General features: G+C 43.3%; 15 protein-coding genes and 1 pseudogene. 14 read left to right on the top strand and 2 right to left on the bottom strand.

The features are described 5' to 3' along the window. From CJ483_RS15355 to CJ483_RS15385, 7 genes and pseudogenes are all read left to right on the top strand, one after another. Positions 1-804, top strand: coding sequence for an ABC transporter permease (locus tag CJ483_RS15355; protein WP_120036036.1), 804 nt, complete (start codon positions 1-3; stop codon positions 802-804). Continuing rightward, positions 801-1,873, top strand: a pseudogene (locus CJ483_RS15360) (ABC transporter substrate-binding protein). The gene CJ483_RS15355 and the pseudogene CJ483_RS15360 overlap by 4 nt, the downstream one beginning before the upstream one ends. Before the next feature lie 386 nt (positions 1,874-2,259). Then, positions 2,260-2,613, top strand: coding sequence for a lmo0954 family membrane protein (locus tag CJ483_RS15365; protein WP_120036037.1), 354 nt, complete (start codon positions 2,260-2,262; stop codon positions 2,611-2,613). 12 nt (positions 2,614-2,625) lie between these two features. Beyond that, positions 2,626-3,276 carry a PspA/IM30 family protein gene (locus CJ483_RS15370; RefSeq protein WP_120036038.1) on the top strand — a complete coding sequence of 217 codons (651 nt, stop codon included), beginning with the start codon at positions 2,626-2,628 and terminating at the stop codon, positions 3,274-3,276. A gap of 99 nt (positions 3,277-3,375) precedes the next feature. Continuing rightward, positions 3,376-4,119, top strand: a complete 744-nt coding sequence (gene liaF, locus CJ483_RS15375; RefSeq protein ID WP_120036039.1) for a cell wall-active antibiotics response protein LiaF — start codon at positions 3,376-3,378, stop codon at positions 4,117-4,119. 46 nt (positions 4,120-4,165) lie between these two features. Further along, on the top strand, positions 4,166-5,197 hold the full coding sequence (locus tag CJ483_RS15380) for a sensor histidine kinase (RefSeq protein WP_259455677.1): 1,032 nt from the start codon (positions 4,166-4,168) through the stop codon (positions 5,195-5,197). Further along, on the top strand, positions 5,194-5,826 hold the full coding sequence (locus CJ483_RS15385) for a response regulator transcription factor (RefSeq protein WP_120036040.1): 633 nt from the start codon (positions 5,194-5,196) through the stop codon (positions 5,824-5,826). The genes CJ483_RS15380 and CJ483_RS15385 overlap by 4 nt, the downstream gene beginning before the upstream one ends. A 3-nt stretch (positions 5,827-5,829) precedes the next feature. Here CJ483_RS15385 and CJ483_RS24575 read toward each other — a convergent pair whose 3' ends face one another. After that, positions 5,830-6,000, bottom strand: a complete 171-nt coding sequence (locus CJ483_RS24575) for a hypothetical protein (protein WP_182917073.1) — start codon at positions 5,998-6,000, stop codon at positions 5,830-5,832. 275 nt (positions 6,001-6,275) lie between these two features. Here CJ483_RS24575 and CJ483_RS15390 point away from each other — a divergent pair, with 275 nt between their 5' ends. Both CJ483_RS15390 and CJ483_RS15395 read left to right on the top strand, forming a co-directional pair. Next, positions 6,276-7,451 carry an LL-diaminopimelate aminotransferase gene (locus CJ483_RS15390; RefSeq protein ID WP_120036041.1) on the top strand — a complete coding sequence of 392 codons (1,176 nt, stop codon included), beginning with the start codon at positions 6,276-6,278 and terminating at the stop codon, positions 7,449-7,451. Between the two features lie 16 nt (positions 7,452-7,467). After that, entirely contained in the window at positions 7,468-8,994 is a 1,527-nt protein-coding gene (locus tag CJ483_RS15395) for an aldehyde dehydrogenase family protein (protein WP_120036042.1), read from the top strand. Positions 8,995-9,078: 84 nt separating this feature from the next. On the opposite strand, the gene CJ483_RS15400 is transcribed toward CJ483_RS15395, so the two are convergent. Further along, entirely contained in the window at positions 9,079-10,290 is a 1,212-nt protein-coding gene (locus tag CJ483_RS15400) for a CdaR family transcriptional regulator (protein WP_120036043.1), read from the bottom strand. 138 nt (positions 10,291-10,428) lie between these two features. Here CJ483_RS15400 and CJ483_RS15405 point away from each other — a divergent pair, with 138 nt between their 5' ends. From CJ483_RS15405 to CJ483_RS15425, 5 genes are all read left to right on the top strand, one after another. Further along, positions 10,429-12,093, top strand: a complete 1,665-nt coding sequence (locus tag CJ483_RS15405) for a thiamine pyrophosphate-dependent enzyme (RefSeq protein ID WP_120036044.1) — start codon at positions 10,429-10,431, stop codon at positions 12,091-12,093. 143 nt (positions 12,094-12,236) lie between these two features. After that, positions 12,237-12,542 (top strand): antibiotic biosynthesis monooxygenase family protein, encoded by a 306-nt coding sequence (locus tag CJ483_RS15410; RefSeq protein ID WP_120036045.1) that lies wholly within the window; start codon positions 12,237-12,239, stop codon positions 12,540-12,542. Continuing rightward, a complete protein-coding gene (locus tag CJ483_RS15415) occupies positions 12,539-12,886 on the top strand; it encodes a globin family protein (protein ID WP_120036046.1) in 348 nt (115 codons plus the stop codon). Before CJ483_RS15410 ends, CJ483_RS15415 begins: the two co-directional genes overlap by 4 nt. Positions 12,887-12,928: 42 nt before the next feature. Further along, on the top strand, positions 12,929-13,579 hold the full coding sequence (locus tag CJ483_RS15420; protein WP_120036047.1) for a cobalamin B12-binding domain-containing protein: 651 nt from the start codon (positions 12,929-12,931) through the stop codon (positions 13,577-13,579). Next, the gene (locus CJ483_RS15425) at positions 13,566-13,952 is read left to right on the top strand and encodes a PAS domain-containing protein (protein ID WP_120036048.1); all 387 of its coding nucleotides are present in this window, start codon (positions 13,566-13,568) and stop codon (positions 13,950-13,952) included. The genes CJ483_RS15420 and CJ483_RS15425 overlap by 14 nt, the downstream gene beginning before the upstream one ends. The last annotated feature ends 22 nt before the right edge of the window (positions 13,953-13,974 follow it).

Consider the following 13,974-nt stretch of genomic DNA (forward strand, 5'->3'; position numbering starts at 1 on the left):
ATGAAAAAGAAGACTGCTTGGCCAAGAGTCTATTTGGCTTTTATCTTTATCGTTTTATACGCCCCTATTTTCTATTTAATGTTTTATTCCTTTAATAGCGGCGGTACAATGAATAATTTCGAAGGATTTACACTGGATTGGTATAAGGAGCTCTTTGGTGATAAAAGACTGCTTATTATTGTGTTAAATACGATAATTATTGCTCTTTTGTCTGCAGCTATTTCCACAATAGTCGGGGTGATTGGGGCTCTCGCGATTGTATATATGAGACAGAGGACGGTAAAACAAGCACTTTTATCCCTGAATAACGTCCTCATTGTTAGTCCTGATGTTATTATCGGTGCATCATTTTTGATTCTATTTACAATGGTAGGAATTAAGTTAGGTTTTGCATCTGTGCTGTTATCGCATATTGCCTTTTCCATTCCGATCGTAGTCATTATGGTGCTTCCTAAACTGGAGGAGATGAGCAGCTCTTTAATTGATGCTGCGCGTGATTTAGGAGCGGGGCATTGGGATGTATTGTCAAAGGTTATTCTGCCATATATTTCACCAGGCATTTTTGCTGGTTTTTTCATGGCACTCACATACTCTCTTGATGACTTTGCTGTCACCTTTTTCGTTACCGGGAATGGCTTCAGCACATTATCCGTTGAAATTTATTCATTAGCTCGTCGAGGTATTTCTTTAAATATTAATGCGTTGTCCACGCTATTATTCTTGTTTACGATCATACTTGTGGCCGGTTATTACTTTATTATGCAGCGAAACAGCCGAACGGCTGGGGCGGGGGTGCGAAAATGAATAAGTTAATACGCGCATTTATAGCTATATTTGCTATCGCTTTTTTATTGATGTATGCTGTTTCGGCACTGAATGGATCAGACAAGAAGGTAGCGGGCAATACATTAACGATCTACAATTGGGGGATTACATCGACCCCAAACTGATTACTCAGTTTGAAAAAGAAACCGGTGTTAAAGTAATCTATGAAACGTTTGATTCCAACGAAGCGATGATGACCAAAATTGAGCAGGGCGGCACTGCTTACGATATCGCGGTACCTTCTGAGTATGCAATTGACAAAATGAAAAAGGCAGACCAGCTGCTTCCGCTCGATCATTCGAAACTGCCAAACTTAAAGTATATTGATCAACGATTTATGGATCTTCCGTTTGATCACGGCAACAAATATTCGATCCCTTATTTTTGGGGAACAGTCGGCATCATTTACAATAAAGATTTGTTGAAAGGAAAAGAGATCAAAGCGTGGAATGATCTGTGGAGCCCGGAGCTGCGCAACAATATTTTGCTTGTTGATGGAGCCCGTGAGGTAATGGGCATGGGGCTCAATTCCCTTCATTATTCATTGAACGATAAGAACAAGCATCATCTAATTGAAGCGAAGAAAAAGCTTGATCAATTGACGCCTAATATTAAAGCGATCATCGGTGATGAAATCCGTCTGCTGATGGAAAATGATGAAGCGGCCGTTGGGGTTGTCTGGTCGGGAACTGCTTCGGAAATTATGTGGGAAAAGGATAATCTGGAATATGTGGTACCAGAGGAAGGGTCCAATCTTTGGTTTGATAACATGGTCATCCCAAAAACAGCCAAAAACCTGAAAGCAGCCCACCAATTTATCAACTTTATGCTTGATCCGAAAGTCGCTGCGCAAAACGCAGAATATGTAGGCTATTCTACGCCGAATCAAAAGGCTCTTCAGCACATGCCGAAGGATGTTGTTAACGACAAACGTTTCTATCCAAGCCCGGAACAAACGGAGCATCTAGAAGTGTACGAAAACTTGGGAGCCGATATGCTGGCTTACTACAACGAGCTGTATCTTGAATTTAAAATGCATAAAAAATAATAAAAAGCGTCCGAATGCTGTTTCGGACGCTTTTTTGTTGTCCAGCTGCAGGCGCTATCAGCTCGAGGACACAAGCCCGTCCGTCTAGAAGGTCAAGAGCAACCTTCTAGCTGGCCCGTCTTGTGCTTGTCGCTGACAAGCAAGCGCCTTCCGCTTTTCATTGTCCAGCTCCGCCTCCTTGGGACTCGAGGTCATATGCCAGCCTGACTGTGTGGCTGAAGAACGCCACTTCGTCATCCTGCCATATGCTTGTCGCCCCAGGACAGTCGTCTCCGCTTTTCATTGTCTCGGTCTTAAGGATGAGGGAAAGTTCCATCCGAAGCTCGTTATAGGAAAAGGGAAAGCGAGGTAAGATGAAATCAAGATATCGAAGGGAGGAAAAAATAATGAAAAAGGTGATGCTGTTTTGTATAGGAGGGCTTGCAGCTATGGTGGCCATTGCGAGTGCCGGTCCGGTTCTTGGCCTCGTAGCATGTGCAGCCATTATGTATGTGGCATGGAAACAGTACAGACAAGCACATTCCAAAGGGGTCAAAATTTTTTGGGGAGCAGCGGGAATTATCGCGTTCCTGGCAGCGGTCGGCAATGTGCCAGCTTTGCTTGGCGTCGCAGCTTTAGGTGTCCTGTATGTTGTGTATAAAAAATGGCAGGAAGAGGATGAAGACTTTGTTGCAGCAGCAAAAGAAGAAGATCCATTCGTCAATTTTGAAAAACAATGGAGCCAACTAAAAAATAAATAAGGAGAGATTAAGATGACAGGAATCTTTGCGAAAATTAAACGGACTGTAGAGGCAGAATTGTTCGACATCGTAGAAAAGAAAGAGCAGAAAAATCCAATTGCTATGTTAAATCAGTATTTGCGTGAAGCACAGAAAGAGACCGAAAAAGCAATGAAATTGTTAGAACGGCAACAATTATTGAAAAAAGAATTTGAACGTGAATGGCAGGATGCTGTTCGTATGCAGGATAAGCGCTTGAAACAGGCTACACTCGCTGCTGAAGCGGGGGAAAAGCAGTTGGAAGAGTTCGCTGTAAGAGAAGCAGAGATATACAAAGAGAGAGCGGCTCGTTTGCAGCACTCTGTTTCTATCGCAGACGAACAAATCATAAAGCTTGAACGTCAGACAGAAGAAATGAAGCATAAATTGAAAGATATGAATGTGCGCCGCCTTGAATTAATGGGCCGGGAAAATGCAGCAAGAGCTCATTACAGCATGAGTAAAGTGTTGGATGAAGGATCAGGGAATAATCATCCGTTTGGCCGGTTTGAAGAGCTGGAGCAATATATTGATGAGTTGGAAGGCAAGGCGAGCAAGAAGTATGAAACGACATTAATGGACGCCCGTCTTGCAGAGCTGGAAAGACAATTTTATCAGCAAGAAAAGAACACACATCAAGCATAAAACATGCTATGATTAACAATTGAAGAGAGTGAAACAAACCCGTGATTGCGGGTTTGTTTCGCATTGCAGCGTTGCTAGTTCGAGGAAGGAGGAAAAAGAATGTCACCATTTAAAAGAACAGATATGCTTACTATGTTTTTACTTGCTGCTTTGATCATCATTTTAATTGAGGCGACATTTTTCCATAATGATTTTGTGTTTTCCCTCTTCTTCGGAGCAGCAATGATTTACTTTGGGAGAAAATGGAACAAAAGCTGGTTTGGTAAGCTATTGTTTTGGTTTGGCGTATTTTTATCAATCATGATGATTCTCAGCATGAGCAGTTTACGGATGCTTGTTCTTGCTGGTTTGATTTATATGCTGTACCGCTTCTTCCAATCGAAAAAAGAACCGGTACGCTTTTCTCTATCACCCGATACTGTGAGAGAGATGCCGATGGAGCCCGGTGAATCGATTAAGCACTCTTTTCTAAAAAATAAGTTGTTTTCTGTTCAATCTACACCGGAGCATTCATATGAATGGAAGGACATCCATATTCAAGGGGTGCTCGGCGATATTACTGTTGATGTAAGCAATACAGTGCTACCAAAGGGAACGGCGGTTATTTCCATCAGGCAAATGATCGGAAAGGTGAAAGTAGATATACCTTATGAAGTCCCCGTTCGTGTGCGCTTCGCAACCGTTATAGGAAATGCTCATTTGTTCCAGCGTTTTCCCGTTCCTCTTTGGAATGACACGCTATATTTTGAAGATGAACATCACAGCGAGCAGGAAGGGGCAGAAACAACAATTATTCTTCTCATTTCCACGGTTATTGGCGATGTGGAGGTGAATCGGGTGTGAATATTTTTGCTAAGCAGATTCGTCAAGTTTTTTAGCTGTTCTTTTTGTGGCAGGAGTGATCATTGCCGCTTTTGAAACGAGCTTTCCGCATCCGACATGGCGGGCTTACTTTGAACAGAAGCTATTTGAGCTTCCTCTTGCTGTATTTATAGCGGCGGCCATAGTAGGGACAGCTTTCCTATTTGGTGCATTATACGGATGGGGACAATGGACATCTTTAAAAACACTTGATCGAAGAATTGACTCCCTCATTTCTGGTAAAGACAAAGAGGAGAAAGACAGCATGCTGCCAGCCGACTTTTCGAACATTGAGCAAAAGTTTCAACAGCTTGAGCGTGTCATCATTGAACAGAAACAAGCAGCCCGACGTCTCGCTAGAGAAAAAGCAGAGAGCCAGGAAACGCTCATCCAGGAAATGGTTTCGCAGGAGCGGCAGCGGCTTGCAAGAGAACTGCACGATTCGGTTTCCCAGCAATTGTTTGCGGCTTCCATGATGATGTCGGCCATTAATGAAAATCGTGAATCTGCACCGTCCATAGAAACGAAGCAGTTAGCTATGGTAGAGGAAATGATTCAGCAGTCGCAATTAGAAATGCGAGCGCTTCTTTTGCATTTACGGCCTGTACCATTAAACGGCAAGTCTTTAAAAGAGGGGATTGACGATCTCCTCGTTGAATTAACGCAAAAGGTTCCGTTAGCTATTCATTGGACGACAGAAGAAATCTGCATGGACCGGGCAATGGAGGACCATCTATTTCGGATTGTGCAGGAATCGATTTCTAATACGCTGCGCCATGCCAAGGCTAATCGGTTGGACGTACTGAACGTGTGGCGTGATGGTTTCATTATTTTGCGGATTAGTGATGACGGAGTTGGTTTTGATCAGGAACAGACAAAAATGGGGTCCTATGGATTGCAGAATATGCATGAACGCGCAATTGAGATTGGCGGAACATTAAAAATTATTTCATTGCCTTCCCAGGGGACGAAGCTGGAGGTTAAAGTTCCGTTTGTAAAACAGCACTCAGATCAAACACAAATGGAAAAATCAGAAGAAAAGGTGGAAACGAACGAATGATAAGAGTTCTTCTCGTTGATGATCATGAAATGGTGCGCATTGGCGTGTCTGCCTATTTAATGGCCCAGCCGGATATTCAAGTAGAAGCTGAAGCGGAAGACGGTGAAAAAGCGGTGACGGCTGCTCTTGAACTAAAGCCTGATATTATTTTAATGGATCTGGTCATGCCGAAGATGGATGGAATTGAAGCGACCAAACGTATTACAGAAAAGTGGCCTGAGGCCAAAATCATCATCGTAACCAGCTTTCTTGACGATGAGAAGGTCTATCCTGCTCTTGAAGCAGGGGCTGTCAGTTACATATTAAAAACATCAAAAGCCAGCGTAATTGCTGATGCAATCCGCAAAACATATAGCGGGGAGCCAGTGCTTGAACCGGAAGTAACAGGGAAAATGATGAAGCGCATGCGCCAGGGTCAAAAGATGCCGCTTCATGAAGAGCTGACCGAGCGAGAGCTGGAAGTTTTGCTGCTTATTGCTCAAGGGAAATCCAACCAGGAGATTGCTGACGAGCTGTATATTTCTTTAAAAACAGTGAAAACGCACGTCAGCAATATCCTGTCCAAGCTGGAAGTAAACGATCGGACACAAGCGGTTATCTATGCCTTCCAAAATCGGCTTGTTCACTAACATCTACGGAATCAAGTCACCAATCGAGCGGAACAGAAAGCGGATGAACATCCATAACATCCGAAGTGGCCATAAGATGATATCAAGCAAAAAGTATTCAAATAAAGCTTCGAATAACTCAGACGCTCCTTCACGAGAGCGTCTTTTTTTCTTTTTATTTGACGACTTGGACATCTTCTTCATCCTTTACTCAGTTTTTTTGTATATACGGATGAAAGCCCAAAAAGTTTCCAGCTGCCGTTAAATTTTCACGGATGATAGAAGTAGATGCCAGACAATCCAGTCTGGAATACTTCTTTTGTGAAAAGTATACGGATTTTTTCGATAATTTTCCGGGCATTTTTGTACAAAAAGACCATAGTTTATAAATGTAAAAGAAGATAAAGTAAAAGCATGAAAATGTTTACTAATTAAACAAGACGAATGTGAAGGGGTGGTGATCACTTTTCATGCGCTATCAATCGCAAAGAATCTCACAAATTCCCCCGTATATGTTTGCCGAATTCAATAAGAAGAAACAGATGATGCAAGAGGCTGGAGTGGATGTAATTGATTTAGGAATAGGGGACCCGGATTTACCAACGCCGCAGCATATAACAGATAAGCTGATAGAGGAAATGGCTTATCCGGAGAATTTTAAGTATCCGAGTTTCATTGGCTGCCTGGACTTTCGAAAGGCAGTAGCTGAGTTTTATAAGCGGGAATTCAACGTTGATTTAGATCCGGAAACAGAAGTGCTCGCTCTGATCGGTTCCAAGGAAGGGCTGGCCCATTTAGTGCCCACAATGATTGATCCCGGAGAGATTGTTCTGGCGCCGGATCCGGGTTATCCTCCTTACCGTATGGCGGTTTCCCTTGCAGGCGGAAAGTTACATACGATGCCGCTGCTGCAGGAGAATAACTTTGAACCTGATTTTCAGAAGATTCCTGAAAATGCCGCTGCAGAAGCAAAGCTGATGTTTTTAAATTATCCGGGCAATCCAACGGCAGCTACTGTGGACGTTAATTTTTTTCGCAAAGCTGTGTCATTTGCCAAGCAGCATGAAATCGTTATCGCTCATGATGCTGCTTACAATATGGTTACTTTTGAAGGCTACAAGGCACCGAGTATTTTGCAGGCAGAGGGGGCGAAAGAAGCTGTTGTTGAGTTTGGCTCCTTATCCAAGACATACAGCATGACCGGCTGGAGAATTGGCTATGTTGTCGGCAATAAAGAGGTCATTAAGGCCCTATCGATTTACAAAAGCAATACCGACACCGGTCAGTTTATTCCTATCCAAAAGGCAGCCGCCCATGCTTTGGCGGGCAGCCAGGATTGCATCAAGGCAAGCAACGACGTGTATGCGGAACGAATGAAGGCAATGACGGCTGCTTTAACATCTATTGGCGTGAATACAAAACCGACGCGTGGCACATTTTTTATTTGGGCACCGGTACCGGATGGATACACGTCAGCTGAATTCGCAAACCGTGTGCTAGAAAAAACAGGCGTCATTATCACGCCGGGTCATGCATTCGGGGAAAGCGGTGAAGGGTATTTTCGTCTTTCGCTGTCTGTTCCGACTGACCGGCTCACCGAAGCCATTAACCGCATGAAAAAAGAGCTCACTATTATTACAAATTAAGAGGAGAGATCATGACATGAATAATCAAACGGTAAAAGATGCAGTTCAAAAAGATACAGCGGTAAAAAAATACTTAAATTTTATTAACGGTGAATGGGTAGAGTCTGAATCAGGCAGATTTACGCAAAATACAAATCCGGTCAATGGAGAAGTATTGGGAGAGGTAGTTGCCTCGACAAAAGCGGATGTGGATAAAGCTGTCCAGGCGGCAAAAGCAGCGCAAAAAAAGTGGCGTAACGTACCAGCTCCAGAACGTGCGGAGGTTTTATATAAAGTTGCTTATTTGTTAAAAGAGCGCAAAGAAGAGTTAGCGCAGATTCTGACAACAGAAATGGGAAAAGTGATTGCGGAAGCGCGAGGAGAGGTACAAGAAGCGATCGACATGGCGTTTTACATGGCCGGAGAAGGCCGGCGCATGTTTGGCGACACAGTGCCTTCAGAGCTGCACAACAAATTTGCGATGAGCGTCCGTGTTCCTGTTGGCATTGCCGGGTTGATTACTCCCTGGAACTTCCCGATTGCGATCGCTTCCTGGAAGTCATTGCCGGCGCTTGTAACTGGAAATGCGGTTGTTTGGAAGCCGGCCTCTGAAACCCCATTTCTAGCCGGAGAGTTTGCAAAAATCTATGAAAAAGCTGGCTTGCCGAAAGGTTTGTTGAACCTTGTCTATGGTTCTGGAGGCGAGGTAGGAAATGCGATCGTTGAGCATCCGGATATCGATATCGTGTCATTTACAGGCTCCAATGAAGTCGGCAAGGAGATTAATGGACGTGCTGGTGAGCTTCTGAAACGTACATCGCTTGAGATGGGCGGAAAAAATGCAGTAACTGTGCTTGAAGACGCGGATATTGACCTTGCAGTAGATGGAATCGTATGGAGTGCATTTGGCACGAGCGGACAAAGATGTACAGCTTGCAGCCGAATTATCGTCCATGAGTCTGTGAAGGAAGAGCTGGAGCAGAAGTTGCTGAAGCGCATGGAAACATTGAAGATCGGCGACGGATTGGATGAGTCGATCGATGTAGGTCCTGTCATTAACCGTTCATCGCTTGAGAGAATACATGAATATGTCAAAATCGGTAAAGACGAGGGGGCAAAACTGTTAAAAGGCGGAGAAATTCTAACTGAAAATGGTTTAGATAAAGGGAATTTCTATGCACCGACTTTGTTCACTGACGTCAAATCCGATATGAGAATTGCCCAGGAAGAAATTTTCGGACCGGTCGTTTCTATTATTCCGGTGAAAAGCCTGGAAGAAGCCATTGAAGTAAATAACAGCGTTGAATTTGGATTATCCAGCTCTATTTTTACGGCTGATATCAACCGGGCATTCCAGGCGATGAGAGACTTGGATACGGGGATTGTTTATATTAATGCAGGAACAACAGGCGCGGAAATTCATCTGCCATTCGGAGGAACGAAAGGAACAGGAAACGGGCATCGTGACTCCGGCGTTGCTTCACTGGACGTATACACTGAATGGAAGTCTGTTTATGTAGACTACAGCGGAAAAATTCAGCGAGCGCAAATTGATAACTATTAATTCCTTCTATTAACCATAAAAACAAGCAGGAATGCCTCGCAAAAAGCGTGATTGCATTTCTGCTTGTTTTTTTCAGGGAAGCGCTTACGCCGGACGAAACGACTTCTCTTTCGTTTCTTCATAGCAGCGTATGGCCATGTAAAGCAGCATGCAGTCCTGAAAGCTTCCCGTGTCTATGCCGGTCGCTTCGCTTATCCGTTCCAATCGGTAAATAATTGTATTGCGGTGAATAAACATGTTGCGCGCTGCCTCGCTTAAATTTAAATTGTACTCACAATATTTAAGAAAAGTCGTAGACAGTACTTCATAATTATCGAGATCAGCAAGAGGCTGAACGATATTTAAAAGCTTTCTTTGAAGTTCAGGAGTGATTTCTTTCGGCAGCAGTTGGAAAGTTGTCTGTTTTTCATTATAAATAAAAATGCCTAAGCCGGTATCTCCTTTTCTTCCAAAAATCATCGTCTTTTCAGCATTGCGGAACGACTCAGCAATGCCCCTGATTCCTTTTTGTACATCGCCAATCGCGATGGAGGCGGCTAAGTAATACTTCGTTTGCAAGAAATTATTTAGCTTTTGGAGCCTTTGCTCCAGAGAGGAAACGAGAGCTGTGTAAGCTTGCTCTGTTGTGATAGGTTTGACAATAATTAATCGCTCAATATTAATGAAGGAAAGAATGTCTTCTTCGGAATCATGAAAAATTAAATAAAGATAGTCCAATAGATCTCTTTGAAAATACGGAAGTGAATAAGGGTCATAAACCTCATTTGAGTTGGTTTGCACAGGCAAAGAGCGATGAATGTCTATTAAAATGCACGTTCGATAGATTTCCTGGTTGTAGCCGAGTGTTTTAGCATACTGGATCATCCGCTCATCTCGTTCGTCTGTGTCATAATGAATAATTTGCTGGATAAACACTTCAACCATTTTCGATTCCAGCTCTTTCATTTCTTTGCGAAAGGCATCCTGGCACATCATTTCGACTTGATTCTTTACAAGCTGAGCATATTTCTCAACTTCTTCAGGTTTTCCGACGATTCCAAGCACGCCGATGGCTTTATTATTAATCATGATTGGTACAGAAACACCTGGAAGGATTTGTCCGATTCCTTCATTGCGACAATTAATTAAGCCCTTTTTTCTAATAACGTCAAGTGAAGGACGGTGGAAGAGTCCCAGCCTTTCCTTATCAGTTGATCCGATAATATATCCTTCGTTATCTGTAATGCTGATTGGATAACCTAAAACAGCGCTTGTTTTTTCTGCGATGTCCTGAGCAATATGCTCTAAAATTTTCACTGACAGCACCCCTTGTTTTCCGAAATAGCCAGCTTAAAAGATAGAATATTGACCAGAGTATACCATATTTCCGAGTTAAATAGACGAACTATTTAGAAATTTGTCAAGTGCGTATTCTAAGAGAAAGTAGGGAGGTAAATGACAAAATTATCCGGAGGGCAAACGATTGTAAAAGTAATGGAAAAGGAGGGGGTTAAAAAAGCTTTTTGTGTGCCTGGAGAGAGTTACCTTGGAGTCATTGATGCGCTGTATGAGCACCCGTCTATCCAACTGATTTCTACCCGTCATGAGGGCGGGGCATCTTTTATGGCAGAAGCTTATGCAAAAGTATCGGGAGGCACAGGGGTTTGCATGGCTACACGGGGGCCGGGCGCAGCGAATCTTTCCATCGGTTTGCATACGGCTATGCAGGACTCTACGCCGCTCGTCGCTTTAATTGGACAGGTGGAACGGCCATTCAAAGGAAAGGAAGCATTCCAGGAAGTAGAATTCACAGCATTTTTCAGTCATTTGTGTAAATGGACAGTAGAAATTGAATCCATTGAAAGGATTCCGGAGTTACTTCACCGGGCGTTCTATATAGCGAAGTCCGGCCGTCCAGGACCAGTAGTTGTTTCTTTGCCTCACGATATGCTTGAAGATACCGCAGAATATATAGAGCAGCACGTGCAGGATGAATATGTGCCTAAGCCTGCTGATGAAGCTGTTCACGTTGTTCTGGAAAAGATTCGGGAAGCTGCACGGCCTATTATCATTGCAGGCGGAGGAGTGACCCGGACAAAATCAGCTGACCTGCTCGTCCGCTTTGCAGAAACAATGAATGTTCCTGTGGCCACAGCCTTCCGTCGGTTTGATGCATTCCCAAATAGCCATTCACATTATGCCGGCTGGCTTGGCTTTGGTTCGGACAAAGAATTGCTCGATTACATTAAAAATGCTGATTTGGTAATAGCATTAGGCACTCGTTTTTCTCAAGTGACTACGCAGGACTATACGCTGCTCGGCGAACAGACGAAGCTGATTCAAGTGGATATTTCTCCTGATAGCATTGGCAAAGTATATCCGCCTGTTCTTGGTATTACAGCAGACGTCAAACAGTTTTTGCAAAAAGCTTTGGAAGTATCAGTCCCTACGAAGGATGAAGCGAAGGAGCGGGTAGTCGAAAGGTTACATGCAGCGTATCTCACTTTTTCATCGGCACCAAAAGATTATTCAGAACAATACGTTGATATGGATGGCATGCTTTATGATATGATGCGTATATTTCCGAAAGATACCATTCTAACAAGCGATGCCGGCAACTTTTTTGGCTGGCTGTCACGCTATTACCGCTTTGACCGTCAGAACACTTATATTGGGCCAACGTCAGGTGCGATGGGATATGGGCTGCCAGCGGCCATTGGCGCAAAGATAGCGCAGCCGGGCAAAATGGTTGTTTCTTTTTCCGGGGATGGAGGCTTCATGATGACGATGCAGGAGCTTGAAACGGCTGTTCGCATCCAGGTTCCAGTCATCGCTATTGTCATTAATAATAATATGTATGGAACGATCCGGGCCCATCAGGAAAAGCACTTTCCGGGAAGAGTCGTAGCAACAGAGTTATCCAATGCTAATTTTGCCGAGCTAGCCAAACTATTTGGCTGTCACGGGGAACAAGTGACAAAAAATGAAGATTTTCTGCCGGCTTTGGAAAGAGCAAAAGCGAGCGGGCGCCCGGCTGTGATAGAGGTACTGACAAACCCGGCACTTTTGTCTGCCAGCCAGTCAAAAACCATTCATTCAAACGTACAAAGGGCTACTTAACTCAATCAAGAATACAAGATGCAGAAACGGTACTGGAGAGCAGTGCCGTTTTTTACATTCTTTAAAAATAAACAATATAATAGATTAACAGGAAGTGGAAGTGATAGAGTAGTACATATACCGTAGAAGAAGGGGGATTTAATGTGTATGTTGTTCACTCGACATTTTCTGTGGGGGATCACCAGGCAGAAGAAGTAATCTCTATCTATAAGAATCGTTCGCGTTTGGTAGACAAGACAGAAGGCTTTCAGCATTTCTTATTGCTGCAAAATGATAAAAAACCAGGCGAACTGACGGTCCAACTGGCTTTTCAAACAAAAGGCGCCTATTTATCGTGGGTGCGCAGTGAAGAATTTAAAAAAATTCACGAATTGGAAAAAAACTATCCGGACAAAGAGCTGTCCGCCGTTATTCCAACTGTCCGCCAGTTTAAAGTGGTGGCTACATGAAAAAGGGCTGGAAGGCGACATTAGCGGAAAAGGCAACGGCCGAAATTTATAAGCGTGAGCCCGCTCTTCTTTCCCGGTTTGGAGAAGAAGGAAAGGCAAAGTGTCTCGAAGATAACAATCATCATATCAAACAGCTGGAGAGCGCTTTGCTTTTAGATAACGAGCAATTTTTTATCGACTATGCTCTTTGGTTGAATGGCATCTTAACGAAGCATGGGATGAGCACCCGGCATTTAATTGATAACTTTACGATTATCCAGCAACTGTTGATCGAAAATGGAGAACAGGAAAATGAAAAAGGTCTTTTCTATCTAAGTGAGGCTATATTCGCTCTGCAGCAATGATATAGCTTATTCGCTGCTAGAGAGGCAAGTGAGGTGAGGGAGATGAGCGAGGAAGCACGTGAGTTTGCCGAATATTTACTGGAAGGTGATGCGCTGGCATCCATAGATTTTATTAAACATCGAAAGCAGTTGACCACGTTGGAACTATTTAATCAGCTTGTTACACCTGCAATGAGGCATGTAGGAGAGCTGTGGGAAAATAATAAGATTACGGTGGCTGATGAGCATTTGGCTACCGGTACCTGTGACTTTGTCTTATCGCGATTGTTCCCATGGCAGAAGGAACAACCTTCAGTCAACAAAAAAGCCATGTTTTTATGTCCGCAGGGGGAACGCCATTACCTCGGATTAAAAATGGTGAGCAGCCTATTTGTGGAGTCAGGCTGGAGCGTTCGTTTTTTCGGTTCTGACCTGCCTTTAGAATCGGCACTGACAACCGCTCATAAATGGCAGCCAGATGTAATTGGCTTATCAGTAGCGATCGTATACCATCTTCCGCATTTACAAGATTATATCGAGCGGTTTTCTGATTTACCTTCCCGGCCCGCTATTATTCTTGGAGGAAGATTGGCCGGCATGTATGATCTAAAGCCGTATTGCTCAGAAAGCACAATAATTTTTGAGGATTTGCAGGCCGCTCATTTATGGTTGAAGAATAACAGGATAGAGGGGGAGTCGAATGTCTCCTTATAATCAGCCATTTCCTCTCCCCTATTTTCAAATTAATAAAGAGGGAGTCATTTTAGCTTATTCAGATGCAGCCGCTAATCTTTTTCATATTAATGAGGGAAATATTTTAGCCCTGGTAGATAAGGCGAGTGAAGAAAAGGTTAAAACATTTATTTTTAAGCGAGAAAATCCACAAAAAATCGAAGCAAATTTTAAGACAAAGATAAATTCAATCCAGCTATTTGATATTCATTTATCGTGGGATGAACAATCAAACGGGCATATGGTTCTGCTCGTGAAAGACCAGCTGAATAAGCATTTGGAAGACCGTCTTTTATCTTTGCAAAAACGTTTGTCTTCTACAAACTTCGAGCTATTTGAAAAAAAGAGGAATTAGAAAGAACTCTAATTCGTTTAAG

The sequence above is a fragment of the Bacillus sp. PK3_68 genome, assembly GCF_003600835.1.
GTDB lineage: Bacteria > Bacillota > Bacilli > Bacillales > Domibacillaceae > Pseudobacillus.